Source organism: Aliiroseovarius sp. xm-d-517, assembly GCF_013283135.1.
Taxonomy (GTDB): domain Bacteria; phylum Pseudomonadota; class Alphaproteobacteria; order Rhodobacterales; family Rhodobacteraceae; genus Aliiroseovarius; species Aliiroseovarius crassostreae.
This window is the reverse complement of the sequence record NZ_WBXT01000001.1, coordinates 1,728,724-1,754,443: the sequence shown is the minus strand read 5'-3', so window position 1 is coordinate 1,754,443 and position 25,720 is coordinate 1,728,724. Positions and strand designations below refer to the sequence as shown.

Genomic DNA, 25,720 nt, shown 5'->3' with positions numbered 1-25,720 from the left:
TAAGACGGGGCACCTTCCCCCCATATATCCGTCATGAGCATATTGTTTCTGATCATTTTCGGTGTTGCCGCCGGGTTCATTGCCACGCGTCTGATGGGGGTGCAGGCAGATGTTCCGACCACCATTGCCATTGGGGTGCTCGGTGCCTTGGTTGGTGGGTTGATCCTGCGCGGGTTGGCGGCGCTGTTTGGGATGGCGGCTGGATTTGTCGGGGCGATCCTGGGGGCTCTGGTCGTGTTGTGGATTTACAAGACCTATTTCAGGCGATGATCTGGATATGACCAATCTTAACGCAGGTTAACCGGGTGTTAACCATCGTTGAGACAGTCTGGCGGTATGTTCTTCAAGGCCCCCCTCCGCGCCAGTCTGACATTGGCTCTGGTTGTGCTGATCAGCCTGCTGCAGGCGCCTGCAGCCATGTCCGGCGCATGGCCACGCGAAAAGGGGACGTTTTTTGTCGCCATGTCCGGCAGTCAGGAATGGGGCAATTGGCTGACCTATCCCACCCTGTCCACCTATCTCGAATACGGGCTGACCGATCAGTGGACGCTGGGTGGCAAGGTTGAGGGCAATATTTACGTCGATTATTCCAATTATACGGGTATGGAGATGTCCATCAGCGATGTCGAAGTTTTTGCGCGCTGGCATTTCCCACCCGGGGGGGCATGGCAAAAAGCCTTGGGGTTTACGCTTGCTGATTTGCAGGAAGATCACCTGACATTTGTCCCGAGCTTTCATATCGGACGTGGGTTTGAGACGCGGTTTGGTGGCGGGTGGCTTGATGCTTCGGCCCGGATCGAATTGGCGGCAGAGGGGAAGGGGGCAGCTTTCGGTGTGATTGCCCAGGCCGGGCTGAAGCCACATGATCGGTTCCTGGCAATGATGTCGGTGGATGCGTTTGCCGACCCGCACAATGTCTATGTCAAGCTGCTGCCGTCTGTTGCCTGGGAATACAGTGCTGGCCGGCATGTGCAGGTTGAATGGAGCGAAGAGGTTGCTCCGCAATCATCCGGCAAACTCAATATCGGGATCTGGATGGAGTTTTGATGAGGTCGAACGCTTTCGGGGACCCGTTTTCCGGTGGGCAGGTGGTCATTTTTTGAACGGGGCCATGCCCGCGCGGGCCAGCTCATCCGCGCGTTCGTTTTCCGGGTGGCCTGCATGGCCCTTGACCCATTGCCAGGTGACATGGTGGCGGGCCTGTGCCGCGTCCAGGCGCTGCCACAGTTCGGCGTTCTTCACCGGTTTTTTGGCTGCGGTTTTCCACCCGTTCTTCTTCCAGCTGTGGATCCAGCCGGTCACGCCGTTCTTCACATACTGGCTGTCGGTCACGACGGTGATCGCGCAGGGCTTGCCCAAGGTCTCAAGCGCCATGATGGCGGCCATAAGCTCCATCTGGTTGTTGGTGGTCAGCGCCTCTCCGCCCTTGAGTTCACGTTCCTTGACGACCGTGTCCCCCTCCTTGGCTTGCAGCAGGGTTCCCCAGCCTCCGGGGCCGGGATTGCCAGAGCAGGCACCATCGGTATAGGCAAAAAACTCGGCCATCTGCGTGATCCCTTTCCTCAGCGTCTTGCGTGGATGACAATCCATTCGGACGACCAGCCGTCCAGACCGGCACCCGTTCCCAGAATGCGGGTGATGGGTGTAAACCCGGCCAAGGTCAACAGCTGATCCAGTTCGTCAGGCTGATAATAGCTGTAAAACCGCCCCAGACGATCGCGGTTCTCTCCATCGCCGAGCTTCATCCCGATATGCAAGATCCCTTGGGCTTTCAGGAGGTGTCGCAGGCGGAGCAGCATGTTCGGAAACGCCGACCGGGGCAGGTGCAGCAGGCTGAAATTGGCAAAAATCCCGTCAACGCAATTGGTGCCGGTGATTTCGTGAAATAGGGCCTGGCGGGCTGGCACGCCCCGCGCGATGGCTCGGGTCACCATGGCTGAGGAACCGTCAACGGCATCGACCTCAAGCCCATGCTCCAGCATGGTTTTTGCGGCCAGTCCGGGACCGCATCCCAGATCCAGCACGCGCCCACCCGCCGGCATGGCGGCGATGAAATCCTTCAAGCCCGGTGTGTCTTTTGCCGCCACCCGAGCCTCATATTCAGCCGATTGGCTGTCGTAAACGCTGAGGGTCTGGGGATCTTCTGCCAAGGTCCGCCCTCTGTCCTATGCGGGTTCTCGCAAGACGCGGGGCACTTTGAACTCGATGTTTTCCTGCGCGGTTTCAACCAGCTCGACCTGCACGTTGAAACGATCCTGAAAGGCGGTGATCACCTCGTCGACCAGAACTTGCGGGGCCGAGGCGCCAGCGGTGAGGCCCACGGCGCGGACCCCTTCGAGCGAACGCCAGTCAATCTCTGACGCGCGTTGCACCAGCATCGAATAGTCACAGCCATTGGCCTTGGCGACCTCAACCAAACGGCGCGAGTTGGAGCTGTTGGGCGCCCCGATCACCAGAAGAGCGTCCACTTTTGGCGCCACCGCCTTGACCGCATGCTGGCGGTTTGTGGTGGCATAGCAGATGTCTTCCTTATGGGGTCCGATAATGGCCGGAAAACGGTCACGCAGGGCGGCGACAATGCCGGCGGTGTCATCCACTGACAGGGTGGTCTGGGTGATATAGGCCAGCTGTTCGGGATCACGCGGTTCCAGCGTGGCCACGTCTTCGGCGGTTTCGACCAGAAGCACTTCGCCGTCGGGCAATTGCCCCATTGTGCCGATGGTTTCCGGGTGGCCCGCGTGACCGATCATCACCATTTGCAACCCGTTTTCAAAATGCCGTTCCGCCTCGATATGCACCTTGCTGACCAGTGGGCAGGTGGCGTCGACATAGACCATTTCGCGCCGGGTCGCCTCTTCGGGCACGGATTTGGCCACGCCATGGGCAGAAAAGATCACCGGGCGATCATCGGGGCAATCTTCCAGCTCTTCGACAAACACCGCGCCTTTTGCCCGCAGCCCGTCCACCACGAATTTATTGTGCACAATTTCATGGCGCACATAGATCGGCGCGCCCCATTTCTCGATCGCCATTTCGACGATCTTGATGGCGCGATCAACGCCTGCGCAAAACCCGTTGGGGGCTGCGAGGTAAAGGGTGAGGTCTGGCTTGGTGTCTGTGGTCATGGTGGCGCTCGTCCGGTTTGGCGGTGGGGGTGCGGGGCCGCCCGCAGTTGCGTCCCCCGCAGTTGTATCCGTTGTGCCGCAATTCCCCGGTGCAGGAAAGGGGCAACAAAAAAGCCGAGGCGCTGGCCCCGGCTTTTTGTTGAATTCGTATCGGATCAGTCCTCGCTCGGCCCGTCACGGTCAAATTCGCGTGGGGGGCGGCCGATCACGTCTTTCAACTCGTCCAGTTCGATGAAATTATCGGTCTGGCGGCGCAGTTCATCGGCAATCATCGGCGGCTGGCTGCGGATGGTCGAAACGACCGAAACACGCACGCCTTTACGTTGCAGGGCGGCCACGAGCGGTTTGAAATCCCCATCCCCGGAGAACAGAACCGCGTGGTCGATATGATCCGCCAATTCCAGCGCATCCACCGTCAGCTCAATGTCCATATTGCCTTTGACCTTCCGGCGACCCATCGAGTCCGTGTATTCCTTGGCCGGTTTGGTCACCATGGAGAAGCCGTTGTAATGCAGCCAATCCACGAGCGGCCGGATCGGCGAATACTCGTCATTCTCCAAAAGGGCAGTGTAGTAGAATGCGCGCAGAAGTTTGCCGCGGCGCATGAATTCCTGGCGAAGAAGTTTGTAATCGATGTCAAACCCGAGAGATTTTGCAGCCGCATACAGGTTCGAACCATCGATGAACAGCGCAAGCCGTTCGTCGCGATAAAACATTTAATGTCCTTTCCAATTTTACTTCGCCAACAATTCCGTGAGTGATAATGTGAGTAGCTGTCAACGAAGTATGATGTGCAATCTAAGGTAAGAATCGGACGCTGCAAGGAGCACTTTTGGGTAAGTATAGCATAAAACGCCTCGTGGCGCTTGGAAGTAACACCAGTTCCGATCTGGCATTATCTCATGGGTTGGTTCGGGACGCCATTTTGCAACTAGAAGGTGAAGGCGTCCGAATCAATGCAATCAGCCGATTCTACCGCACGCCCTGTTTCCCGGCGGGCGCGGGACCGGATTTCGTCAATGCAGCGATCGAGGTGCAAAGCCCGTTGTCAGACCGCGTGTTGCTGGAACTGTTTCACGAGGTGGAGGCCATGTTCGGTCGGACGCGCCCCTCACGCTGGGCGCCACGCAGCCTGGACATTGACCTGCTGGCCAGCGGAGAGACAATTGCGCCGAACCCGGAGGTGCTGCGTGAGTGGATCGAGCTGCCGCTTGAGGTGCAGAAACGTCAGGCGCCTGACCAGTTGGTCTTGCCCCATCCGCGGCTGCAGGACCGGGGGTTCGTGCTGATTCCCTTACTGGATATCGCACCCGACTGGTGCCACCCGTTGCTGGGAAAGACCGTGACGGAGCTTTGTGAGGCGCTGCCGGACGCTGAAAAAGCCGAAATTGTGCCAATTGAACTCGGCTGAGCCCCCTGTATCCCCCACTTTCGGCTTGTAAAGCGGCAGGCCACCCCCTAAACAGGCGGTTCACATCCCCTTGCAAGGAATGGAGCTGCACATGGCCCGCGTTACGGTCGAAGATTGCGTTGATAAGGTCCCGAACCGGTTTGAACTGGTAATGCTCGCGTCGCATCGCGCCCGCGAGATCTCGGCAGGTGCCGAAATCACGGTGGATCGCGACAACGACAAAAACCCTGTTGTTTCCCTGCGCGAGATTGCAGACGAGACCCAGACCGCCGACGAGCTGCGCGAGCGGATGATCGAAAGCCACCAGACCCAGATCGAAGTGGACGAACCGGAAGAAGACCAGATGGCGCTTCTGATGGGAGCCGAGGCCGCCGACAAGCCGGAAGACGACGATATGTCGGAAGAAAAGCTGCTGCGCGCATTGATGGAAGCGCAAGGCCAGGGCTGATTGCGGTCTTACGGGGTTACGGGGTAGACATCGGTGGCGAGCTGGCAAGAAGAGCTTGAACATCTCGAGATTGATGGCCTGATCGACAGGATCGCCACCTATAATCCGAAATCCAATTCGAAACTGATCCGCGCGGCGTTTGAATTCGGCGCGCAGGAACATTACGGCCAGTATCGCCATTCGGGTGATCCCTATTTCACCCATCCGTTCGAAGTGGCGGAAATCCTGGCGGATATGCAGCTGGATGATGCAACCATCATCACGGCCCTCTTGCATGACACGATCGAAGACACCGGCGCGACCTATACTGCGGTGGCCGAAATGTTTGGCCGCGAGGTGGCCGAACTGGTGGATGGCGTGACCAAGCTCACCAATCTGCAGCTTTCCAGCTCTGAGACCAAACAGGCGGAAAATTTCCGCAAACTGTTCATGGCAATGTCAAAAGACATGCGGGTCATTCTGGTCAAGCTGGCCGACCGTCTGCACAATATGCGCACGATCCGTGCGATGCGCCCGGACAAACAGGTGCAGAAATCCCGCGAAACCATGGATATCTACGCGCCGCTGGCCGGTCGCATGGGGATGCAATGGATGCGTGAAGAGCTGGAGGATCTGGCGTTTCATGTGCTCAATCCCGAAGGGCGCAGCTCAATCATGCGCCGTTTCCTGCGGCTGCAGAAGGAAAGCGGCGATGTGATCGAGAAGATCACCGGTGACCTGCGCCACGAACTGGCCGTGGCCGGCATTCTGGCCGAAGCCTTTGGCCGGGCGAAGAAACCCTTTTCGATCTGGCGCAAGATGCAGGAGAAGGATCAGGGGTTTTCGCGCCTTTCTGACATCTACGGCTTTCGCGTGGTCACGCTGGATGAGGCGGATTGCTATCGTGTGCTGGGGGTGGTGCACCAGCGCTGGCGCGCCATTCCGGGCCGGTTCAAGGATTACATCAGCCAGCCCAAGTCAAACGGTTATCGCTCGATCCACACCACGGTGTCGGGGCGTGATGGCAAACGGGTTGAGGTGCAGATCCGCACCCAGCAGATGCACGAAGTTGCCGAAACCGGTGTGGCGGCGCATTGGTCCTACCGGGACGGGCAGCGGGTGGAAAACCCCTTTGCGGTGGACCCGGCGAAATGGATTGCCTCTCTGACCGAACGGTTTGAAACCGCCGATGATCATGATGAGTTCCTCGAGCATGTGAAGCTCGAAATGTATTCGGACCAGGTGTTCTGTTTCACCCCCAAAGGGGAAGTGGTGAAACTGCCGCGCGGGGCGACGCCGCTTGATTTTGCCTATGCCATTCACACCCGGATCGGGGACCGCTGCGTCGGCGCCAAGGTCGATGGTATCCGCGTGCCGCTCTGGAGCCGCCTCAAGAACGGTCAGTCGGTGGTGATCATGACCGCCGAGGGGCAGACACCGCAGGCCACCTGGATCGACATCGTGGTCACCGGGCGCGCCAAGGCCGCCATTCGCAAATCCCTGCGCAGCGAAGACCGTGAGCGGTTTGTCCGCCTGGGTCGTGAGCTGGCCCGCGTGGCCTTTGAAAGTGCTGGGCGCAAAGTGACCGATCGCGCCCTGATGACGGCTGCCAAGCAGCTGCGGCTCGACAGTGAGGTCGAGCTTCTGGCGCGGCTTGGATCGGCTGAGCTGCAAGCCCGGGACGTGCTGCATATCCTGTATCCCGAAGCCAGCGAAACCGAAGACATGATCGACGGAGACGCGGTTGTCGTGGGGCTGGAAACCGGGCAGGCGTTCAAGCGCGCGCAATGCTGTCAGGCGGTGCCGGGGGAACGGATCGTCGGCATCACCTATCGGGGCAAAGGGGTGCTGGTGCATGCCATTGACTGTGACGCGTTGGGTGAGCTGGAGGATGAGAGCTCGCGCTGGGTTGACCTGCAATGGGCGCCGGGAAACCACCCGCCGATCCACACTGTCAGCCTGAAAATGACCATTTCCAATGATGCAGGCGTGCTTGGGCGCATTTGCACGTTGATCGGTGAGCAGAAGGCCAATATCTCGGACCTGAAGTTCCTTGATCGCAAGCCGGATTTCTACCGCCTGCTTGTGGATGTGGATTTACGCGATATTGAACATTTGCATGCCGTTATGCTGGTGCTCGAAGCTGACAGCGACGTGGCCTCTATCAAACGTTACAGGGATCTTGATCGCAAACCGTGATGCGGCCGCCGCCATCTTAAACCGCCAGCCTGAAAGGGGCCCGCCTTGTTCAAAAGAAACCCACGTTCCTACCTGCGGATTGTGGCAGAGTTCTTTTACCCGCGCGGAGGGTGGTATCGGGCGGCACGTTATGTGATCCACCGCGTGCGTCGCCTGCCGGATCCGGCGCATCGGATATCCCGTGGGATTGCAGCGGGGGTGTTCACCTGCTTTACGCCGCTGTTCGGGTTGCATTTTGTCATCGCCGCCACGCTTGCCTGGATCATGCGCGGCAATATTCTGGCGGCACTTCTGGCAACCTTTGTGGGCAACCCTGTGACCTTTCCGCTGATTGCAGAGCTGTCCCTCAGCCTGGGCAATACCATGCTGGGATCACCGCAAAGCATCCACCTGCCCGCAGTCATGGCCGCTTTTGGCGGGGCCACCAGTGATATCGGATCAAATTTCTTTGCCATCTTCACCGGGGCAGATTGGGACTGGTCGCAGTTCAACTATTTCTATCACCGGGTGTTTCTGCCCTATTTGGTGGGAGGGATTGCGCCGGGTGTTCTGGCCGGGCTGGTGGGCTACTTCCTGTCGAACCCGCTGATCCACGCCTATCAGCGTCGCCGGATCAAGAAGCTCAAGGCAAGATATGAAAAACGGCTGGCCGAACGGATTTCCCGGGCTGGCGATAAGGACGAAATCAGGTAACACTTGGCGCGAATCCAGATTGAGGAGCGCGACATGTCCGACGCAAGCAGCAAACTACGCCTTGGCGTGAATATCGACCACGTAGCCACCCTGCGCAATGCGCGTGGCGGGACCTATCCTGATCCGGTGCGCGCCGCCCTTCTGGCGCAGGAGGCCGGGGCCGATGGGATCACCGCCCATCTGCGAGAAGACCGTCGCCATATTCTGGACGATGATATTGGCGCCCTGATGGATGTGCTGTCGATCCCGCTGAATTTCGAAATGGCCGCGACCGATGAAATGCAGGCAATTGCGCTGAAACACCAGCCGCATGCGGTCTGCATCGTGCCGGAAAAACGTGAAGAGCTGACCACTGAAGGCGGGCTTGAGGTTGCGGCGCAGGACAACCGCCTGGCGGAATATATCGCGCCGCTGCGCGATGCGGGGTCGCGGATTTCGCTGTTTATCGGTGCCGAAGAGGCGCAGATCCGCGCCGCTGCCCGGATCGGGGCGCCTGTGGTTGAGCTGCATACCGGCGCCTATTGCGATTTCCACAATGAAGGCCGGTTTGAGGAACGCGACGCCGAGCTTGCCCGCCTGCGCGAGGGTGCGCAGCTTGCTCATTCCCTTGGGCTTGAGGTGCATATGGGCCATGGTCTGACCTATGAAACTGTCCAACCCATCGCCGAAATGCCCGAGGTGATGGAGCTCAATATCGGCCATTTTCTGATCGGTGAAGCGATTTTCCGCGGCCTGCCAGAGGCGATGGCCGAGATGCGCAAACTGATGGATTGGGCGCGCGCGTGACCGGGTTTGAACTGCTCCTGATCTGGTTCGGCTGGGTCTTGGCCGGGGCGTCCCCGGGCCCGGCAACCCTTGGCATTGCGGCGACCGCTATGAACCAGGGGCGCACAAAGGCGCTCGCCTTTGCGGCTGGTATCCTGACAGGGGGCGCTTTCTGGGGGCTCGCCGCTGCCTTTGGCATGGGGGCCTTGATGCTGGCCCATGTCTGGCTTTTCTCCGTGATCAAATATGCCGGTGCGGCCTACCTGCTTTACCTGGCACTGAAATCACTCAGATCGGCGTTTTCGCATAAGGTGCTGATCGACGGAGCAATCGCGGGCGGGACACATCTCTCAGCGTTCAGAAAAGGGGCGTTGGTCCATCTGACCAATCCCAAGGCGATCCTGTCCTGGGGGGCGGTGTTTTCCATCATCCTGCCACCCTCCGCATCCATGTCCCAGATCATCGGCATGTTCGGCTTTCTTTATAGCGGCGGTATTCTGGTCTTTATCGGTTATGCCTTGCTGTTCTCGACCCCCGCCGCCGTGCGGGTCTATCGGTCCGCCCGCCGCGGGTTTGAGCTGGCTTTTGCCGGGCTGTTTGGCGCGGCAGGGCTGAAAATCCTGACGGTGCGGCCAGAATGATTTTGGGAATCGGAACCGACCTTGCGAATATTGATCGCATTCAGGCCACGCTGGAGCGGTTCGGGGATCGCTTCCGCAACCGCGTCTTTACTGAACGTGAGCTGGCCAAGGCCGCAAGGCGCCGCGATGAGGCGGGCACGCTGGCCAAACGCTGGGCCGCGAAAGAAGCGTGTTCCAAGGCGCTGGGCACCGGGCTTTCCATGGGGATCTCATGGCGGGACATGGCGGTGTCGAACCTTGGCACCGGGCAGCCGGTGATGGAGGTCACGGGCTGGGCCAGGGAACGTCTGGACGAGATGACGCCTGAGGGGCATGAGGCCATCCTGCACCTCACCCTCACCGATGATCATCCATGGGCGCAGGCCTTTGTTGTGATCGAAGCACGGCCGACAGGCGGCGTGCCGCCCGGCGAAACTTGACTCTTTTCCCCTTAGCGACCACAACGCCCCCAACCAATTTACAGGCAGGACCACATGGCCGAGAAAAAACCCGATGGCATCTTTGAGACCATCAAGACCATCTTTTGGGCGCTGATCATCGCGGGTGTCTTCCGCACCCTGTTCTTTCAGCCATTCTGGATCCCGACCGGGTCGATGAAAGACACCCTGCTGATCGGTGATTTCCTCTTTGTGAACAAGATGGCCTATGGCTATTCCAAATACTCCTGCCCGTTTGGCATCTGCCCGATTTCCGGTCGGATCCTGGGGTCAGAGCCAGAGCGCGGGGATGTGGTTGTGTTTCGCCATCCGACCCTCGGCACCGACTATGTCAAACGCCTGATTGGCCTGCCGGGGGACAAGATCCAGATCAAGAACGGGATTGTCTTCATCAACGGGGTCGAAGCTCCGCAGGAACCCGATGGGATCTTTACGGAGATCAAGGCGACCCAGGGACGGTTTGCAACCGTTCCGCGCTGTTCAAACGCGCCGGTTGGTCTGGGCGGTGTCTGCGAGAAGCAGCGCAGCATCGAAACGCTTCCCAATGGCGTGAAACACAGCGTGTTGAACGTCGGGACGGGCCGTCTGGACAACACCAATGTGTTCACCGTGCCGGATGGGCATTTCTTCTTCATGGGGGACAACCGCGACAACTCGACCGACAGCCGTGTCAGCCAGAATGCTGGCGGCGTGGGCATGGTGCCGTTTGAGTATCTTTTGGGGCGGGCCGATCGCATCATGTTCTCGGCGGCAGGCAAACGGCTGGTTTATTTCTGGACCTGGCGGTCTGATCGCTTCTTCAAGGCAATCGAGTGAAACTGTCGGCGGATCTCCGGGCCTTCGAAGGTCGCATCGGGCATGAGTTCAAAGACCCCGAGCTGCTGATCCGTGCGCTGACGCATGGGTCGATCTCGTCGCGCACCCGGCCGGACAACCAGCGGCTGGAGTTTCTGGGGGACCGGGTGCTGGGCCTTGTGCTGGCCGAACGTCTGCTGGAAGATGATCCCGAGGCTGCGGAAGGTGTGCTGGCGCCGCGCTACAACGCCTTGGTGCGCAAGGAATGCTGCGCGGATGTGGCCCGCGAAGTGGGCCTTGGTGATGTGCTGAAACTTGGTCGGTCCGAGCAGAAGACCGGCGGGCGGCGCAAGCAGGCGCTTTTGGGCGACGCGATGGAAGCCGTGATCGCTGCGGTCTATCGTGACGCCGGGTTCGAGGTCGCCCGTGATATGGTGCTGCGCCTCTGGGGGGAGCGGATCGGCAAGGTCGAGGCAGATGCGCGCGATGCCAAGACCTCGTTGCAGGAATGGGCACAGGCCAGAAAACTGGCCCCGCCAAAATATGTCGAGATTGCACGCGAAGGGCCGGATCACGCGCCGGAATTCACCATCGAAGCGCAGCTTGAGAACGGCAAAACGGCGCAGGCCCGCGCCAATTCGAAACGCATGGCCGAACAGGCCGCTGCCAAAGCGCTTTTGACGGCGCTGGAAAGTTCAAAATGACCAAAGCTGGATTTGTCGCCCTGATCGGCGAGCCGAATGCCGGGAAATCGACGCTGACCAACCGGATGGTGGGGGCAAAAGTGTCGATTGTGACCCATAAGGTGCAGACCACCCGCGCGCGTATTCGCGGGGTTGCCATCGAGGGTGAGGCGCAGATCGTTTTTGTGGATACGCCGGGCCTCTTTCGTCCGCGCAGACGCCTGGACCGCGCCATGGTTGCCGCGGCCTGGGGCGGCGCTGCGGATGCGGATATCGTTGTGCTTCTGGTCGAGGCGCATCGTGGTGTGACCGAAGGGGTGGAAAAGATCCTTGAAGGTCTGGAAGAGATTGCACAAGGCCGCACCGTGGCGTTGGCGATCAACAAGATCGACAAGGTGAAATCCGAAGTGCTTCTGGCGCTGACCCAAGACCTCAATGAACGGTATGATTTTGCGGAAACCTTCATGATTTCGGCCGAGAAAGGCCACGGGGTTGTTGCGCTGCGCGAATGGCTGGCGGGCGAGCTGCCGGACGGGCCATGGCTCTACCCCGAAGATCAGATTGCCGATCTGCCGATGCGGATGATCGCGGCTGAGATGACCCGTGAGAAACTGACCCTGCGCCTGCATCAGGAATTGCCCTATCAGATGACGGTGGAGACTGAGAACTGGGAAGAGCGCAAGGACGGATCGGCCCGCGTGGATCAGGTGATTTACGTGATGCGGGACGGGCACAAGGGGATTGTGCTGGGCAAGCGCGGTGAGACCATCAAAGCGGTGAGCCAGGCGGCGCGTGCGGAGCTGGAAGAGTTCATGGGACGCAAGGTGCATCTGTTTTTGCAGGTGAAGGTGCGTCCGAACTGGCTTGAGGAAAAAGAGCGCTACTCTGAGATGGGGCTTGATTTCAAGGACGGCAACGCGTGACGCGGCTGACCGCGGATGTCTGGGTATCGGCTTATCTGACCCGCCTCCGTCTTGCGGGCATCCCCGCGTTTGTGACCCGGAAAGGGGACGTGACCGCGGGGGCTGTTCTGGTCAAACTGAACACGCTGGACGGCCGGGCCGTCGCGTATCAGCGCAGTTTTGATCTGATAACCGGTGAACGTGCCTGGGTGGTGTTGTCGGAAGGAGAGGAGCGGGATGTGGATGCCGCTCTTTCCCGTCAGAAGAGTTTTGATCCTGACCTTTGGGTGATTGAAGTGGAAGATAAATCCGGGCGGCATCTGTTGGATGAGCCGGGATTGATCGACTGAGGGATCGTTTCCAACGGGTTTTGCGCCCGACCTGCCCGGCCCTGCGGGCCGGGCCGTCCGGTCACGGGGGGCCTCGCTCCGCTCGGCCATGCCTCCGGCGGGGATATTTCTGACCAGAAAATTAGTCGGTTGTGAAGAAAGGGGGATTGCCTTTGCGGTCAGTCGATCTCATCTTCCCAACAGGAGGATACGTGATGGACTGGCGGGATGAAGGGGCGCTTCTATCTGTGCGCAAGCATGGTGAAACCTCTGCCATCATTGATGTATTCACCGAAGGTCACGGTCGTCATGCGGGTGTGGTGCGAGGGGGGGTAAGTCGCAAGATGACCCCGATCCTGCAACCCGGTGCGCAGCTTGATGTCACCTGGCGGGCGCGACTGGAGGAGCATATCGGCAGTTTCACCGTGGAGCCTGTCCGGGCACGTGCGCAGATCTGGTCTGACCGGACGGCCCTGGCGGGTCTGAATGCCATCACCTCCCTGTTGTCCTACGCCCTGCCCGAGCGCGAACCCCACCCGGTTCTTTATGACCGGACACAATCCATGTTGAACCTGCTGGGCACCAATCCGGCCTGGCCGGTGGCCTATCTGAAATGGGAATTGGCGCTTTTGGAAGAATTGGGGTTCGGGCTTGATCTGAGCAGCTGTGCCGTGACCGGGACGCGTGAGGATCTGTGTTTCGTGTCCCCCAGAACCGGACGCGCCGTGTCATCTGCCGGGGCTGGGGAATGGGCGGATCGTTTGTTGCCGCTGCCGGCGGACATGCTGGGGCGGGGACAGGGGCGTCTTGCGGATGTTCTTGAAGGGTTGAGCACAACCGGGCATTTCCTCCTGCACCGTCTGGCCGCTTCGCTTGGAGATCGTCCACTGCCCGATGCACGGGCGCGACTGGTGGATCGGCTGCAGAGGGATTTGGGGCGGAATGCTGACGTTTGAGCGTCTGCGCTTGGTCAGGGGCTTGCCACAAACAGCATGTCACGCCCGGCATCATTGCTCAGCAGCAAAGTGTCACCTGATACTTCAGCCAGGCTCATGGCTTCGAGCGCGCTAAAATAGGCGGTTTCATCTGCAAGCTCCGGGCACGCCCTCCGGGTTGCGATGATGTTTCCAAGCTCAAACCACGGATATGGAACCGTCACCTTGGCGGAATAGCTGTTACAGGGCGCTTGGCCGGAAACCTGCCCGCGGGGGCCGAGCGTTAAGGTGGCGCGGGCCGGGGCAGGCCCCCCGTCAAGCTCTTGCCAGACCCAGGTGGTTTTTTCCGGGGCATAGCCGGACAGGGTTTCGTCATTGCAGGCGGCCAGGGTCAGAAGCGATATGGCCAGGACGTTAATTGGTCTCATTTTTCGGTTCCAACATGTATCAGGCTACCTAAGCGTCCCGCAGGGCCAGAAGCGCGGCGAGCAGTGTGCTCATCGCGTTGCGATTGTCGACCTCATCCGTGGCGGAAAGGGTGCCCAGGCCGATATAGGCACCATAGATAATCCGAGCGAAATCGGGGTTGGTCAGGTCCAGCTCAATCAGGATCTCTTTAAGGTAGCCGAGGCGCTTTTGATCCACCCGAGCAACGGCCTGGGCCACGTCGGGATGGTCCAGCGCCCAGGCCCGAATGGCAGGCTCGGTGCTGTCTCCGCCATGGGTGGCATCATTTGCAGTGGCAATCTCTCCCAACAGGTAGAGGCGTCGCACCGGGTCGGGTTCAGCGGCCAGCCCATCCGTGATTGCGTCCACGGCGCGATGTTCCCATAGCAGGAGCATCTGAGTGTGAAAATCTGACAGGTCTTTGAAATGCCAGTAGAAAGACCCTTTGGTCGTGCCTAGCTCACGCGCCAGAGGTTCTGCTTTCAGGGCTTTGGCCCCTTGGCGTGCCAGAGCACGAAAGCCTGCCATTATCCAGTCTTCACTGCTCAGCCGGTTTCGTTTTTCCGTCATTTCCTCACCATACGATAGCGTATTGACAGAGTATCGGTCGTGGCTAACATACGCAAGCGTATGGAGTGAGATTTTGTGAGGAACCGATGAAAAGGTCTATGATTTTGGCGGCCGTCCTGATGGGGCTGACCACCGGAGTGCATGTTCTGGCTGGAGGGCCGGACATTCACCTGCCGATACAGTCCAGCAACCTGCCCGCGGATTTGCGGGCGATATCGGCCGTTCTCTGGCACGCCGTCACCGTCAACCTTACTCTGTTCACCTTGTCACTGGCCTGGATGGTGCGTCATGAAAACAGGAGGCTTGGCGTGCTGCTGGTTGGGGTGCAGCTCGGGTATGCGGGGCTGTTCCTGTATTACGGAGCGACGATCCTCGGATCGCTTTGGGTGATGCCTCAATGGGTGATTTTTCTGCTGATCCCGGCGGTGATGCTGTTTGGAATGAGGGCGCGCGCATGACCGGCTTACTGATTGCGCTCCTGTCTGCCATCGCGGTGTTGCATCTGATCTGGGCTCTGGGTGTCAACTGGCCGATCCGGGATGAGATGGCGTTGGCAAGGGCGGTGGTGGGCGCAAAGGGAATTACCCGTATGCCCCCGAGATGGGCAAGTGCGCTGGTGGCCTGTGCCCTTTTCGGGGCCATCCTGTTGGTCGCCATGCTGGCAAATCTCATGCCCGTCTCGCTTCCCTCCGGGCTGACGACGGTGGCGGGCTGGGGGATGGTGGGTGTCTTTGCGCTGCGAGGAGGGGCCAGTTATCTGCCGGTCTGGCGCAGGCATCAGGAAGCCTGCTTTGACCGGTTGAACAGGATCCTCTACGGCCCGCTTTGCCTGCTGATCGCGGTGCTGACAGCGGCGCATATATGACAAGGGCCACCTTGTGGGCGGCCCTTGTTTTCAAGGTCATAAGAATTTGAGATTGCTCTCGGGCAGCGTTATCCCAGCAGGCGGCGGGCAATCACCTGCGCCTGAATTTCGGCAGCGCCTTCGAAAATGTTCAGGATGCGCGCGTCACACAGGACCCGGCTGATCTGATATTCCAGGGCAAACCCGTTGCCGCCGTGGATCTGCAGCGCGTTGTCGGCGCAGGCCCAGGCGATGCGTGCGCCCAAGAGCTTGGCCATGCCCGCTTCGAGGTCGCAACGCTGGTCGTGGTCCTTTTCCCAGGCCGAGAAATAGGTCAGCTGACGTGCCACCATGATCTCAACCGCCATCATGGCAAGCTTGTTGGCCACGCGCGGGAAGTTGATCAGGGATTTGCCGAACTGCTTGCGGTCTTCGGCGTATTGCATGCCGATTTCCAGCGCGTTCTGCGCGACACCAATGGCGCGCGCGGCAGTCTGGATCCGGGCCGCTTCGAAGGTTTTCATCAGCTGTTTGAAGCCCTGACCTTCAACCCCGCCGAGCAGGTTTTCACCCTTCACTTTGAACCCGTCAAAGCCCAGTTCAAATTCCTTCATGCCGCGATAACCCAGCACCTCGATCTCGCCGCCGGTCATGCCTTCGGTCGGGAACGGGTTTGCGTCGTCACCGGGGGTCTTTTCCGCCAGGAACATCGACAATCCGCGGTGATCGGTGCTGTTGGGGTCGGTGCGTGCCAGGAGCGTCATCACATGGGTGCGCGCCGCGTGGGTGATCCAGGTCTTGTTGCCGGTCACTTCATAATCACCCTCGGCGTTTTTCACCGCGCGGGTGCGCAGGCTGCCCAGATCCGACCCGGTGTTCGGTTCGGTGAAAACGGCGGTGGGCAGGATCTCAGCCGATGAGATCTTGGGCAGCCACTGTTCTTTTTGCTCATCCGTGCCACCTGCAAGGATCAGCTCTGCGGCAATCTCAGAGCGGGTGCCCAGTGAGCCGACGCCAATATACCCGCGTGACAGCTCTTCCGAGACCACCACCATCGAGGCTTTCGACAGGCCAAGCCCGCCATATTCTTCGGGGATGGTCAGGCCGAACACACCCATCTCCGCCAGTTCTTCGAGGATCTCCAGCGGGATGTAATCGTCTTTCAGGTGCCAGTCATGGGCATTGGGGGCGACGCGTTCGTCGGCATAGCGCCGGAACTGCTCGCGGATCATCTCCAGCTCTTCATCCAGACCGGTGGCGCCGAATGTTGCATGACCCGCATTGTCCCGCATCAGTTCAACCAGTCGGGTGCGGGCGGCCTGAGAGTTGCCACCGGCCACCAGCGTGTTGATCGCGTCGGTGTTCAGAGCAGCACCGTCCACACCCATATCGGCCAGACGGGCCATTTCGTTCTGGCTCATCATCATGCCGCCCTTGATCTGGGCAAGATATTCGCCAAAGGCAATTTGCAGGATCAGGGTTTCCATCTCGCCAAGCTGACCAGCCTCGTTCAGGCGGGTGGCCCAGGCGTTCATCTGGCGCAGGCTTTCCGTATAGGTGGCGAGCCAGGACAGGGCGTGGGCTGCGGCCTGGTGCTCTTCCAGCTTGGCACCAGAGATGCGGTCGCCCTCGCTCACCATCTCACGAACCGATGACTTGGCGGTCTCGAACACGGTTTCCACCGGGGCAATGGCCGCGCCGGTGAGGGTCAGAATATTGTCGATCAGGGCGCTCATCTTACTGTCTCCTGTCAAAGAGGCCCGGATTCGGACCCGCAAAAAAGCTCTCGTTCCCCGGATAGCCATTTTGCAGTTGCAGCGCAATAAAAATGCGCATGCAGAATCACATTCGAACAATTATGACGCGGCGATTGGGCGCATGACGCCCCCTTCCTGTTCCTGTAAGACGGGAGGCAAAGATTTTCCGGAGTTCAAAATGGGTATTTTGGCAGAGCTGTCCCCCTGGGTCCTGTCCCTGGCAGTTTTCGTGACATTGGCGGCGGGGTTCGTGAAAGGCGCGGTGGGGTTCGCCATGCCGCTAATCATGATCTCGGGGCTGGCCACGGTGCTGCCTGCGGAAACCGCGTTGGCGGCGCTGATCCTGCCCACGGTGCTGACCAATGTGCAGCAAAGCCTGCGTCAGGGGCCTGCCGCAGCCTGGGGCACGATCGGCAAGTTCAAGATCTTCCTGATCGCCTTTCTTGTCCTGATCGCCTTTTCCGCCCAATTGGTGCGGGTGCTGCCGCAAAGCTGGCTGTTCATTGCAATTGGCGGGCCAATAGTCCTGTTTTGCCTGATGCAATTGCGGGGCTGGTCCCCCAGCCTGAAGGCAGAAAACAGGCTGCGGGATGAAGGGATTGTCGGTGCGATAGCCGGATTTATCGGCGGGTTGTCCGGGGTGTGGGGGCCGCCCACCGTGGCGTATCTGACCGCCATTCACACCCCCAAGGCCGAGCAGATGCGGGTGCAGGGGGTGATCTACGGGGTTGGCGCTCTGGCCCTTCTGGTGGCGCATCTGAAATCAGGCGTGTTCAGTCTTCACACGGCTCCCCTTTCTGCCCTGATGCTGGTCCCGGCAGGGATTGGCATGGTGATTGGCGGGCGGTTTCACGATGCGATGCCGCAAAAGACCTTCAAGCGGGTGACATTGGTGATTCTCACCGTGGCGGGGGTGAACCTGATCCGTAAGGGGCTGATGGGCTGACGCTTAAAGAGTTTCGAGATTAACTTGAGACACAAGTTGATTTCGAAACGCCCGCAACATCAGTAGGTTTCGAGCGTTTCGCCTCATTATTGTGTCTCAATAATAAGTCGAAACGCTTTAGGTGTCGCCAAGGATCGCGGGCCACATTGCTGCATTGCGGCGGGCAAATATCGCCGTATGCCCCACCTGTTTCAGGCCAAAATCTGCGGGGTGGAGCACAACATGTTCATGGGAGCAGGACGGATATCTCTGCGCCAGTTGGGCCACCACATGCGGCGGAACCGCGCCATCATCGCTGAGCGCCACCGTGCGCAGCGGGCAGTTTGGACCGGCGGTCGGAATGGGGCCAAGCTCTGCCACGTCGAAACCGGGGGTGGTGCACCAGCGTTTCCATTGGCGAAAGACCGGGCCGGGAATGTCGCTGCCCAGCCCGGAAACCCGTCCGGGAAGATATCCCCACATGGCCAGGGCCATCGGCCCGACACCATACCAAAGGGCCCTCACCAGAGCCTGATACGGCCAGGGATGATCGCGGGTGTGCACAGGTCCGGAACAGACCGCAATGATCCGGGAAATCTCGTCCGACCGGTTTTGGCGCGCGCCCATCAGACCGCCAAGGGAATGTCCGATCACCCAGATCGGAGCGCCATGCGCCCGGGCCGACAGCCAGTCGCGGGCGGCTTGTTGATCCTCGATACCCCAGTCCTGCATGGTTGCGGTGACGCGATGGATCGGCGTGTGCGCCGAGGCCCCAAAGCCGCGATAATCATATGTCAGACAACTTACCTGCTGCTCCTGTGCCAGCCAGTTGGCGAAATGCCGGTAGAAGGGATGCGGCACGCCGGTTGCCCCGTGCAGCACCGCCACGGCGCGGGGGCGGGTCGCTTCGTGCCATGTGCCCTGCAATGCCGGTGAGCCGGGGATCAGGACGGGCTGGCTGGTGTCGGTAAGGTCGCGCATGGGAACAGATCAGCGCAGGTTCTGCGGCTTGGTAAAGTCTGACCGCGCGTCAGGTCAGGCAACGTCAAGGCGTTTCAGGATGAACTTGAAACACATGTTTATTCCGAAACGCCCACGACATTGAGATCTCTTGCAGCGTTTCGGTTTTGCCCTGTCTCGGGTTAAAGTCGAAACGCATTACCCAGTGGTGCTGGCTGTAGGGAAGGGGTCGCGAAACGAAAACCGCCCCACGTTGCACGGGGAACGCGGGGCGGTGATTTTCAAATGATCTGCAGGGGGTTAGCCCAGGGCAACCGCTTTCACATCATCGTCAATATCGGCCTCATACTGGGTGAAGTTCTTGGCAAACATCTCAACCAGTTTCTGGGCTTGGGCGTCATAGGCCTGGGCATCATCCCAGGTGCGGCGCGGGTCAAGCAGCAGATCAGCCACGCCCGAAACCTTGACCGGAACTTCGAAGCCGAAGTTTTCATCCTTGCGGAATTCCGCATCTGCCAGCGACCCGTCGAGGGCGGCGGTCAGCAGCGCGCGGGTGGCGTGGATCGGCATACGCGACCCGGTGCCGTATGCTCCACCGGTCCAGCCGGTGTTCACCAGCCAGCAGGTGGCGCCGTGCTTGGCGATCTTGTCACGCAGCAGCGCTCCATACTCGGCCGGGCGGCGCGGCATGAAGGGCGCACCAAAGCAGGTCGAGAAAGTGGGTTCCGGCTCGGTCACGCCCTTCTCGGTACCAGCCACTTTCGAGGTGAAGCCCGACAGGAAGTGATACATCGCTTGCGCCGGCGTCAGACGCGCGATCGGAGGCAGCACGCCGAATGCGTCACAGGTCAGCATGATGATGTTCTTCGGGTGCCCACCAATGGCCGATTTCGATGCGTTCGAGATATAGTGCAGCGGGTAGGCGCAGCGCATATTCGCGGTCAGCGAGTCGTCTTTGAAGTCGAGATCAAAGGTTTCCTCGTCAAACACCATGTTTTCGATCACGGTGGCGAATTTCTCGGTGGTGGCATAGATTTCCGGTTCGGCTTCCGCCGACAGGTTGATCGTCTTGGCATAGCAGCCGCCTTCGAAGTTGAAGGTGCCAGTGTCCGACCAGCCATGTTCGTCATCACCGATCAGCGTGCGCGAGGGGTCTGCCGACAGGGTGGTCTTGCCGGTGCCGGACAGGCCGAAGAATACAGCGGTGTCGACCGGGTTGCCGGTGGCGTGGTTGGCCGAGCAATGCATCGGCATGATGCCTTTTTCGGGCAGCATGTAATTCAGCAGGGTGAAGACCGATTTCTTGTTCTCACCCGCATATTCGGTGCCACCGATCAGGATCAGCTTGCGGTCGAAGTTCAGCGCGATCACGGTTTCCGAACGGCAGCCATGGCGTTCGGGGTTCGCGTTGAAGGTCGGGCAGTTGATGATGGTGAATTCCGGCTCGAACTCGTCCAGCTCGTCACGGTCGGGGCGACGCAGCAGGTGACGGATAAACAGGTTGTGCCAGGCCAGCTCCGACACCACGCGCACGTCCAGGCGATGTGCGGGGTCCGCGCCACCAAACAGGTCCTGCACGAAGTAATCGCCGCCCTTCATATGCTCCAGCATGTCTTGATAAAGCACATCGAACTTGGCCGGGTCCATCGGCGGGTTGTTCTCCCACCAGATATGCTCCTCGACGCTGGGGGTTTTCACAACAAACTTGTCCTTGGGCGAGCGGCCCGTGTGTTTGCCCGTCGTGACCAGGAAGGCGCCGCCTTTGCCCAGTTTGCCTTCGTCGCGCTTCAGCGCGGCTTCGACAAGGGCCGGCTCCATCAGGTTGTAATAGACATTGCCCAGCCCGGTGATGCCTTGATCTTCCAAGCGGCGTGCCGGGTTTACCCGTCCAGTGGTCATAGAATTCGCTCCTGTCGCCGGTCCAGAGATCCCCCGGCGTATCTGTTCCACATGTAAGCGCGTGGTCTGTCCTGACCCGATCCGCGGGCCGGGCCACGCGCGCCACCCTCATGTGAACGAGCGTGGTGTGGCGGCTATAGCATGGGGGAAATGAAAGGGAACAGGGCGCAATTGGCTCGTTAGCGCAACCAAGCGCCTGTTTGCGCAAACTGTCGCAGAATTGCCCGCCAGGTCGCCTTCCGTAGGGTGAGACATATTCGCCATGTTTTTACACTTTCGCGGTTTTATTGATGCATGTGCGAAAGCCGATTCGCAGTTCTCTGTTGATTCTCAAGGCCGAAAACGGGATTATGGCAAGAATAAGACAAAACAAAACAACATTCACGAGCAGCACAAGGAGACCTCTGTAATGTCGAGGATCGCTCTTGTTGACGACGACCGTAATATTCTGACGTCGGTGTCGATCACCCTTGAGGCGGAAGGCTTCGAGGTGGAAACCTATAATGATGGGCAATCCGCGTTGGATGCCTTTACCAAGCGCATGCCCGACATGGCTGTGCTGGATATCAAGATGCCTCGCATGGATGGGATGGATCTGCTGCAGCGCCTGCGCCAGAAAACCTCGACCCTGCCGGTCATTTTCCTGACATCCAAAGATGACGAAATTGATGAGGTTCTTGGCCTGCGTATGGGGGCCGATGACTATGTGACCAAACCGTTTTCCCAACGTCTGCTGGTGGAACGCATTCGGGCGCTTCTGCGTCGTCAGGAAGTGCGGGCAAAGGATGATGAAGGGGATGTCGAGGAAAGCAAGATCCTCGAACGCGGCGATCTGACCATGGATCCCCTGCGCCACGCGGTGACATGGAAGGGCAATGATGTCTCGCTGACCGTGACCGAGTTCCTGCTGCTGCAGGCGCTGGCCTCACGTCCGGGCTTTGTAAAAAAAGCCGGGATCAGCTGGTGGATGTGGCCTATGATGATCAGGTCTATGTGGATGACCGGACCATCGACAGCCATATCAAGCGCCTGCGCAAGAAAATGCGTATGGCAGACAAGGATTTTTCGGCGATCGAAACCCTCTACGGGATCGGCTACCGCTATAACGAGGAATAAATCCCTGCCCGTGGGGCTGGGGTTGGACCAGGCGGAAAGAACAGAGACTGGGGAAGAACTTGCGCGATACCAAAGTGTCATCAGGCTCGGATGTGGTTATCGGTGAAGATTGGGTTGGCCCCCAGAACACCGTCGAAGCCGAGCTGCGCGATGGACGGGCCAAGCGGGGATTGATTTCCATCAATCGTTCACCGCTTGCCCGCAAGATTATCATTTTCAACCTTCTGGGTCTGCTGGTGCTGGTGGCCGGGGTGCTCTATCTCAACCCGTTCCGCGACAGCCTTGTGCTGCAGCGCGAACGCGGCCTGGTGGTTGAGGCCGAACTGATCGCCAATGTTTTCGAAGCGCAGATGCAAGAGGGCACAACCCTTTCTACAGGGCTTGATGTCACCGGAACACTGGCGGCCCTCAGCCTGCCCGAAGGTGTAGAAGCCTTTGTTTTTGATCGGGAAAAGAACCTGTTGGGCAATGTTGTCGGACAGGCGCGCACCGTGCCTGACCCCGTGAACGGCCTTGCTCCGGGCGCCCATTCAACCATTATCACCGATATGCTGAACAGTCTTTGGGACAGTGTTTCATCGGTTCTGGCGAGCGGGGAGAAATCCAAACCACTGGATCGTGAGGCACTGGTCCGGACCCTGCTGGACAAATCCCTCGCCGGGGGAACGCAGATCGCCCCGGGGGCAAAAAGTGATGTCGGGATGGTATTTTCGGTTGCGGCCCCGATCCTGAAGGACGGGGTGACGCTTGGCGCCGTTGCGGTCTCATCCGCGGATGGGGAACTGGATCTTCTCGTGCGCAGTGAGCGGGAACAACTGTTGCAGATGTTCGTGATTGCCATTCTTGTTTCGATCGGGCTGAGCCTGGTTCTGGCCTCGACCATCGCCAACCCGCTGTCGGATCTGGCCACGGCCGCCGAGCTGGGCCGCGACAAGAATGCGCGCAAGGTCAATCCGGGCCGGGTGCGTATTCCGGACCTGTCCGGTCGCCCCGATGAAATCGGGCGGCTGTCCGGTGCGCTGCGCGGCATGGTGGCGGCTCTTTATGACCGGATTGATTCAAACGAACAATTTGCCGCTGATGTCGCCCATGAAATCAAGAACCCGCTTGCGTCGCTGCGCTCTGCCATCGGGACGCTTCGGGTGGCCAAAAAGGATGAGCATCGCGTCAAATTGCTGGATGTGATTGAGCATGACGTGCGTCGGCTGGACCGTCTGGTCAGTGACATCTCCAACGCTTCGCGGCTGGACAGCGAGCTGGTGAAGGAAGAGGAAGAACCGTTCAACCTTCTGAAAATGCTTGGGAACCTCACACAGTATCTCGGCAATGAAGCGGTTGATAAAGGGGTGGATTTCATTTCCGATCTGCCGCCGGAACCGATTGTGATCAATGGGCTTGAGGCGCGTCTGGCACAGGTTTTTGTCAATCTGATCACCAATGCGCTCAGCTTCTGTGAAGAAGGGGATGCGATCCGGGTTTGGGTCCGCAGGCGTGCCAACCGGGTGCTGGTCGTGGTCGAAGACACCGGCCCGGGCATTCCCGAACAGGCCCTGACGAAAGTGTTCAAGCGGTTCTACTCCGAACGTCCGGAAAACCAGTTTGGCAACAACTCAGGCCTTGGCCTGGCGATTTCCAAGCAGATTGTTGAGGCGCATGGCGGGGTGATCTGGGCGGAAAACATTCGCCCAACCGATGCAGACATCACTTCTGAACCGCTGGGCGCACGGTTTGTGGTCGGGCTTCCGGTGTGAGTGAGGCCGCCTCGCACGGTTCCCTGACTGGTGCAGTTCTGACCCCGGATGCGCGCGGCTATGTGCCCGCGACCACGGTTGCGATTGATGGCAGGGGGGTGATGCTGATTGGCCCGTCCGGAAGCGGAAAATCCGCGCTGGCTCTTCAGCTTATTTCCCTCGGGGCGATGCTGGTATCCGACGATCTGACCCATGTTGCAGTCACACCGGATGGACTTTTGGCCCATGCCCCTGATCACATGGCAGGAAAGATGGAAGCGCGCGGGGTCGGATTGATCCGGGTGCCCCACGCAGTCTCTGCCCCTTTGGCCTGGGTGGTGGACCTGTCCCGGACCGAAGATCAGCGCCTGCCGCCATCGCGCCCGGTCACAATCGTGGCAAAATACCCGCTTGCCACCCTTTGGCGGGTTGACGCGCCGCATTTTCCAAGTGCCTTATTTTACATGGTAAAACTCGGTGTCCATAATGAAGACGATGGTTGACGCGACAGATCCTGCGCAACGCGATCCCAGCCCCCCCAGTGTTGTTCTGGTGACCGGCCCGTCGGGGGCCGGACGCAGCACGGCCGTGCGGGTTCTGGAGGATGTGGGGTATGAGGTGATTGACAACCTGCCGCTGTCCCTTGTGAACCGCGTTTTGACCGGCCCGGCCCTGACCCACCCGATTGCGCTTGGGGTGGATGCGCGCAACCGGGACTTCTCGACCGAGATGATGCTTGAGGTGATTGAAACGCTGCGCAGCGATCCACGTTATCACATGGAGCTGTTATATCTGGATTGCACCGATGATGTGCTGGTGCGCCGCTATTCCGAAACCCGCCGCAGGCACCCGCTTGCCCCTGCGGACACGCCGCTTGATGGTATTCGGGTTGAGAAGCGCCTGCTGGAACCGGTGCGGGGGCGGGCGGATGTGCTGATTGATACGGCAGACCTGTCGCCTCATGACCTCAAAGAGGAACTGCTTCGGTGGTTGTCTGTTTCGGGAACGGATCGGCTGGCCGTTTCCGTTCAATCTTTCAGCTATAAGCGGGGGGTGCCGCGCGGGCTGGACTTGGTCTTTGATGCGCGCTTCCTGCGCAACCCACATTGGGATCCCGACTTGCGCGCCCTGACCGGGCAGGATGACCGCGTGCTGAACTATGTCGCGCAGGATGCGCGGTTTGCCCCGTTTTTCGACAAGATTTCGGATTTGGCGGAGTTCTTGCTACCGGCCTATGGCGAGGAGGGAAAAGCGCATCTGGCCATTGGCATTGGATGCACCGGGGGAAAGCACCGCTCGGTCGCCCTGACGGAAAAGCTGGCAAAGGCACTTGCACATAAGGGCTGGCAGGTGTCAATTAGGCATCGGGAACTTGAGCGTCAGTCCACGGGGCAGGCGATGGACAATTTGGGGAAAGAGGCGTGATCGGAATTGTGATCGTCGCACATGGTGGATTGGCTGGCGAGTATCTGGCCGCGGTTGAACATGTGGTCGGCCAGCAGGAAGGTGTGGCCGCCATTGCGACAACGGCCGAGCTGGATCGAGCCGCAAAGCAGAATGAGATTTGCCAGGCGGCTGATCGGGTTGATCAGGGCGACGGGGTGGTTGTCGTCGTGGATATGTTCGGGGGGTCGCCTTCCAACCTTTCCCTGCCAGCCTGCTGCAAATCAGATCGACGGATCCTTTACGGAGCCAACCTGCCGATGCTGGTGAAATTGGCAAAATCGCGCCATTTGCCAGTGGAACGCGCAACGGAAATGGCCCTGACAGCAGGGCGCAAATATATTGATTGTATCAACGCGGGTCAGGGGACATCGACATGAGCAATAGCCGGGTTCTTGAGATCATCAACGTCAAGGGGCTGCATGCGCGCGCCTCTGCGAAATTCGTTGAAACGGTCGAGGCACATGATGCCCATGCGCGGGTTGAAAAGGATGGGCTTGAGGCTGAGGGAGACTCGATCATGGGGCTGTTGATGCTGGCCGCGTCTCAGGGCACCAGCATCCAGGTGGATACATCCGGCCCGGAAGCCGCCAAGCTGCTTGATGCGCTGGACACGCTTGTTGCGGACAAGTTCGGTGAGGGAATGTAACAACGCATTCCTTCGGATGTGTTCAAAAACCAATGGTG

31 protein-coding genes and 1 pseudogene are annotated in these 25,720 nt (G+C 59.5%); 23 read left to right on the top strand and 9 right to left on the bottom strand.

The window, feature by feature from the left end; all coding sequences use genetic code 11:
• The first annotated feature begins 33 nt into the window (after nucleotides 1-33).
• Entirely contained in the window at nucleotides 34-270 is a 237-nt protein-coding gene (locus XMD517_RS08520) for a GlsB/YeaQ/YmgE family stress response membrane protein (RefSeq protein ID WP_173485905.1), read from the top strand.
• 66 nt (nucleotides 271-336) lie between these two features.
• Nucleotides 337-1,047 (top strand): hypothetical protein, encoded by a 711-nt coding sequence (locus XMD517_RS08515; protein ID WP_173485904.1) that lies wholly within the window; start codon nucleotides 337-339, stop codon nucleotides 1,045-1,047.
• A 45-nt stretch (nucleotides 1,048-1,092) separates the two neighbouring features.
• Here XMD517_RS08515 and rnhA read toward each other — a convergent pair whose 3' ends face one another.
• From rnhA to XMD517_RS08495, 4 genes are all read right to left on the bottom strand, one after another.
• Complete coding sequence (gene rnhA / locus XMD517_RS08510) at nucleotides 1,093-1,545, bottom strand: ribonuclease HI (RefSeq protein ID WP_173485903.1); 453 nt, start codon at nucleotides 1,543-1,545, stop codon at nucleotides 1,093-1,095.
• A gap of 17 nt (nucleotides 1,546-1,562) precedes the next feature.
• Nucleotides 1,563-2,150, bottom strand: a complete 588-nt coding sequence (locus XMD517_RS08505; RefSeq protein ID WP_173485902.1) for a class I SAM-dependent methyltransferase — start codon at nucleotides 2,148-2,150, stop codon at nucleotides 1,563-1,565.
• A gap of 15 nt (nucleotides 2,151-2,165) precedes the next feature.
• On the bottom strand, nucleotides 2,166-3,125 hold the full coding sequence (gene ispH / locus XMD517_RS08500) for a 4-hydroxy-3-methylbut-2-enyl diphosphate reductase (RefSeq protein WP_173485901.1): 960 nt from the start codon (nucleotides 3,123-3,125) through the stop codon (nucleotides 2,166-2,168).
• A gap of 155 nt (nucleotides 3,126-3,280) precedes the next feature.
• Nucleotides 3,281-3,841 (bottom strand): NYN domain-containing protein, encoded by a 561-nt coding sequence (locus tag XMD517_RS08495; protein WP_173485900.1) that lies wholly within the window; start codon nucleotides 3,839-3,841, stop codon nucleotides 3,281-3,283.
• A gap of 116 nt (nucleotides 3,842-3,957) precedes the next feature.
• Here XMD517_RS08495 and folK point away from each other — a divergent pair, with 116 nt between their 5' ends.
• The 12 genes from folK to recO all read left to right on the top strand — a co-directional run bounded on the left by folK (nucleotide 3,958) and on the right by recO (nucleotide 13,363).
• Nucleotides 3,958-4,536: a 2-amino-4-hydroxy-6-hydroxymethyldihydropteridine diphosphokinase gene (gene folK, locus XMD517_RS08490; RefSeq protein WP_173485899.1), complete on the top strand. Its 579-nt coding sequence runs from the start codon at nucleotides 3,958-3,960 to the stop codon at nucleotides 4,534-4,536.
• A 91-nt stretch (nucleotides 4,537-4,627) separates the two neighbouring features.
• Nucleotides 4,628-4,984 (top strand): DNA-directed RNA polymerase subunit omega, encoded by a 357-nt coding sequence (rpoZ, locus tag XMD517_RS08485; protein ID WP_173485898.1) that lies wholly within the window; start codon nucleotides 4,628-4,630, stop codon nucleotides 4,982-4,984.
• A gap of 69 nt (nucleotides 4,985-5,053) precedes the next feature.
• Nucleotides 5,054-7,162 carry a bifunctional (p)ppGpp synthetase/guanosine-3',5'-bis(diphosphate) 3'-pyrophosphohydrolase gene (locus XMD517_RS08480; protein WP_368493338.1) on the top strand — a complete coding sequence of 703 codons (2,109 nt, stop codon included), beginning with the start codon at nucleotides 5,054-5,056 and terminating at the stop codon, nucleotides 7,160-7,162.
• A 45-nt stretch (nucleotides 7,163-7,207) separates the two neighbouring features.
• Nucleotides 7,208-7,855, top strand: a complete 648-nt coding sequence (locus tag XMD517_RS08475; protein ID WP_173485896.1) for a DUF2062 domain-containing protein — start codon at nucleotides 7,208-7,210, stop codon at nucleotides 7,853-7,855.
• A 33-nt stretch (nucleotides 7,856-7,888) separates the two neighbouring features.
• Nucleotides 7,889-8,641: a pyridoxine 5'-phosphate synthase gene (locus XMD517_RS08470; RefSeq protein ID WP_173485895.1), complete on the top strand. Its 753-nt coding sequence runs from the start codon at nucleotides 7,889-7,891 to the stop codon at nucleotides 8,639-8,641.
• Entirely contained in the window at nucleotides 8,638-9,261 is a 624-nt protein-coding gene (locus tag XMD517_RS08465; RefSeq protein ID WP_173485894.1) for a LysE family transporter, read from the top strand. Before XMD517_RS08470 ends, XMD517_RS08465 begins: the two co-directional genes overlap by 4 nt.
• Nucleotides 9,258-9,680 carry a holo-ACP synthase gene (acpS, locus tag XMD517_RS08460; RefSeq protein WP_173485893.1) on the top strand — a complete coding sequence of 141 codons (423 nt, stop codon included), beginning with the start codon at nucleotides 9,258-9,260 and terminating at the stop codon, nucleotides 9,678-9,680. The genes XMD517_RS08465 and acpS overlap by 4 nt, the downstream gene beginning before the upstream one ends.
• Before the next feature lie 54 nt (nucleotides 9,681-9,734).
• Nucleotides 9,735-10,514, top strand: coding sequence for a signal peptidase I (gene lepB / locus XMD517_RS08455; RefSeq protein WP_173485892.1), 780 nt, complete (start codon nucleotides 9,735-9,737; stop codon nucleotides 10,512-10,514).
• A complete protein-coding gene (gene rnc / locus XMD517_RS08450) occupies nucleotides 10,511-11,197 on the top strand; it encodes a ribonuclease III (protein ID WP_173485891.1) in 687 nt (228 codons plus the stop codon). Before lepB ends, rnc begins: the two co-directional genes overlap by 4 nt.
• Nucleotides 11,194-12,099, top strand: a complete 906-nt coding sequence (era, locus tag XMD517_RS08445) for a GTPase Era (RefSeq protein WP_173485890.1) — start codon at nucleotides 11,194-11,196, stop codon at nucleotides 12,097-12,099. The genes rnc and era overlap by 4 nt, the downstream gene beginning before the upstream one ends.
• A complete protein-coding gene (locus XMD517_RS08440; protein ID WP_173485889.1) occupies nucleotides 12,096-12,428 on the top strand; it encodes a DUF1491 family protein in 333 nt (110 codons plus the stop codon). The genes era and XMD517_RS08440 overlap by 4 nt, the downstream gene beginning before the upstream one ends.
• A gap of 194 nt (nucleotides 12,429-12,622) precedes the next feature.
• Entirely contained in the window at nucleotides 12,623-13,363 is a 741-nt protein-coding gene (gene recO / locus XMD517_RS08435) for a DNA repair protein RecO (RefSeq protein WP_173485888.1), read from the top strand.
• 14 nt (nucleotides 13,364-13,377) lie between these two features.
• Here recO and XMD517_RS08430 read toward each other — a convergent pair whose 3' ends face one another.
• Nucleotides 13,378-13,770 (bottom strand): META domain-containing protein, encoded by a 393-nt coding sequence (locus XMD517_RS08430; protein ID WP_173485887.1) that lies wholly within the window; start codon nucleotides 13,768-13,770, stop codon nucleotides 13,378-13,380.
• A 28-nt stretch (nucleotides 13,771-13,798) separates the two neighbouring features.
• The gene (locus XMD517_RS08425) at nucleotides 13,799-14,317 is read right to left on the bottom strand and encodes a TetR/AcrR family transcriptional regulator (protein ID WP_173485886.1); all 519 of its coding nucleotides are present in this window, start codon (nucleotides 14,315-14,317) and stop codon (nucleotides 13,799-13,801) included.
• A gap of 140 nt (nucleotides 14,318-14,457) precedes the next feature.
• Here XMD517_RS08425 and XMD517_RS08420 point away from each other — a divergent pair, with 140 nt between their 5' ends.
• Nucleotides 14,458-14,817, top strand: coding sequence for a hypothetical protein (locus XMD517_RS08420; protein WP_173485885.1), 360 nt, complete (start codon nucleotides 14,458-14,460; stop codon nucleotides 14,815-14,817).
• Entirely contained in the window at nucleotides 14,814-15,224 is a 411-nt protein-coding gene (locus tag XMD517_RS08415; RefSeq protein ID WP_173485884.1) for a DUF3995 domain-containing protein, read from the top strand. Before XMD517_RS08420 ends, XMD517_RS08415 begins: the two co-directional genes overlap by 4 nt.
• Before the next feature lie 68 nt (nucleotides 15,225-15,292).
• On the opposite strand, the gene XMD517_RS08410 is transcribed toward XMD517_RS08415, so the two are convergent.
• The gene (locus tag XMD517_RS08410) at nucleotides 15,293-16,939 is read right to left on the bottom strand and encodes an acyl-CoA dehydrogenase family protein (RefSeq protein WP_173485883.1); all 1,647 of its coding nucleotides are present in this window, start codon (nucleotides 16,937-16,939) and stop codon (nucleotides 15,293-15,295) included.
• Between the two features lie 199 nt (nucleotides 16,940-17,138).
• On the opposite strand from XMD517_RS08410, the gene XMD517_RS08405 reads away from it, so the two are divergent.
• Nucleotides 17,139-17,906 carry a sulfite exporter TauE/SafE family protein gene (locus XMD517_RS08405; RefSeq protein ID WP_173485882.1) on the top strand — a complete coding sequence of 256 codons (768 nt, stop codon included), beginning with the start codon at nucleotides 17,139-17,141 and terminating at the stop codon, nucleotides 17,904-17,906.
• Nucleotides 17,907-18,023: 117 nt separating this feature from the next.
• Here XMD517_RS08405 and XMD517_RS08400 read toward each other — a convergent pair whose 3' ends face one another.
• Both XMD517_RS08400 and XMD517_RS08395 read right to left on the bottom strand, forming a co-directional pair.
• On the bottom strand, nucleotides 18,024-18,866 hold the full coding sequence (locus tag XMD517_RS08400) for an alpha/beta fold hydrolase (RefSeq protein WP_173485881.1): 843 nt from the start codon (nucleotides 18,864-18,866) through the stop codon (nucleotides 18,024-18,026).
• 279 nt (nucleotides 18,867-19,145) lie between these two features.
• Complete coding sequence (locus XMD517_RS08395; RefSeq protein WP_173485880.1) at nucleotides 19,146-20,744, bottom strand: phosphoenolpyruvate carboxykinase; 1,599 nt, start codon at nucleotides 20,742-20,744, stop codon at nucleotides 19,146-19,148.
• 409 nt (nucleotides 20,745-21,153) lie between these two features.
• On the opposite strand from XMD517_RS08395, the pseudogene XMD517_RS08390 reads away from it, so the two are divergent.
• The 6 genes and pseudogenes from XMD517_RS08390 to XMD517_RS08365 all read left to right on the top strand — a co-directional run bounded on the left by XMD517_RS08390 (nucleotide 21,154) and on the right by XMD517_RS08365 (nucleotide 25,682).
• Nucleotides 21,154-21,860: pseudogene (locus XMD517_RS08390) on the top strand (response regulator transcription factor).
• Nucleotides 21,861-21,919: 59 nt separating this feature from the next.
• Nucleotides 21,920-23,611 (top strand): sensor histidine kinase, encoded by a 1,692-nt coding sequence (locus XMD517_RS08385; RefSeq protein ID WP_254449670.1) that lies wholly within the window; start codon nucleotides 21,920-21,922, stop codon nucleotides 23,609-23,611.
• Nucleotides 23,608-24,093, top strand: coding sequence for a serine kinase (locus XMD517_RS08380; RefSeq protein WP_173485878.1), 486 nt, complete (start codon nucleotides 23,608-23,610; stop codon nucleotides 24,091-24,093). Before XMD517_RS08385 ends, XMD517_RS08380 begins: the two co-directional genes overlap by 4 nt.
• Entirely contained in the window at nucleotides 24,086-25,015 is a 930-nt protein-coding gene (rapZ, locus tag XMD517_RS08375; RefSeq protein ID WP_173486333.1) for an RNase adapter RapZ, read from the top strand. The genes XMD517_RS08380 and rapZ overlap by 8 nt, the downstream gene beginning before the upstream one ends.
• Nucleotides 25,012-25,413 carry a PTS sugar transporter subunit IIA gene (locus XMD517_RS08370; RefSeq protein WP_173485877.1) on the top strand — a complete coding sequence of 134 codons (402 nt, stop codon included), beginning with the start codon at nucleotides 25,012-25,014 and terminating at the stop codon, nucleotides 25,411-25,413. The genes rapZ and XMD517_RS08370 overlap by 4 nt, the downstream gene beginning before the upstream one ends.
• A complete protein-coding gene (locus XMD517_RS08365; protein ID WP_055187827.1) occupies nucleotides 25,410-25,682 on the top strand; it encodes an HPr family phosphocarrier protein in 273 nt (90 codons plus the stop codon). Before XMD517_RS08370 ends, XMD517_RS08365 begins: the two co-directional genes overlap by 4 nt.
• Nucleotides 25,683-25,720: the final 38 nt, after the last annotated feature.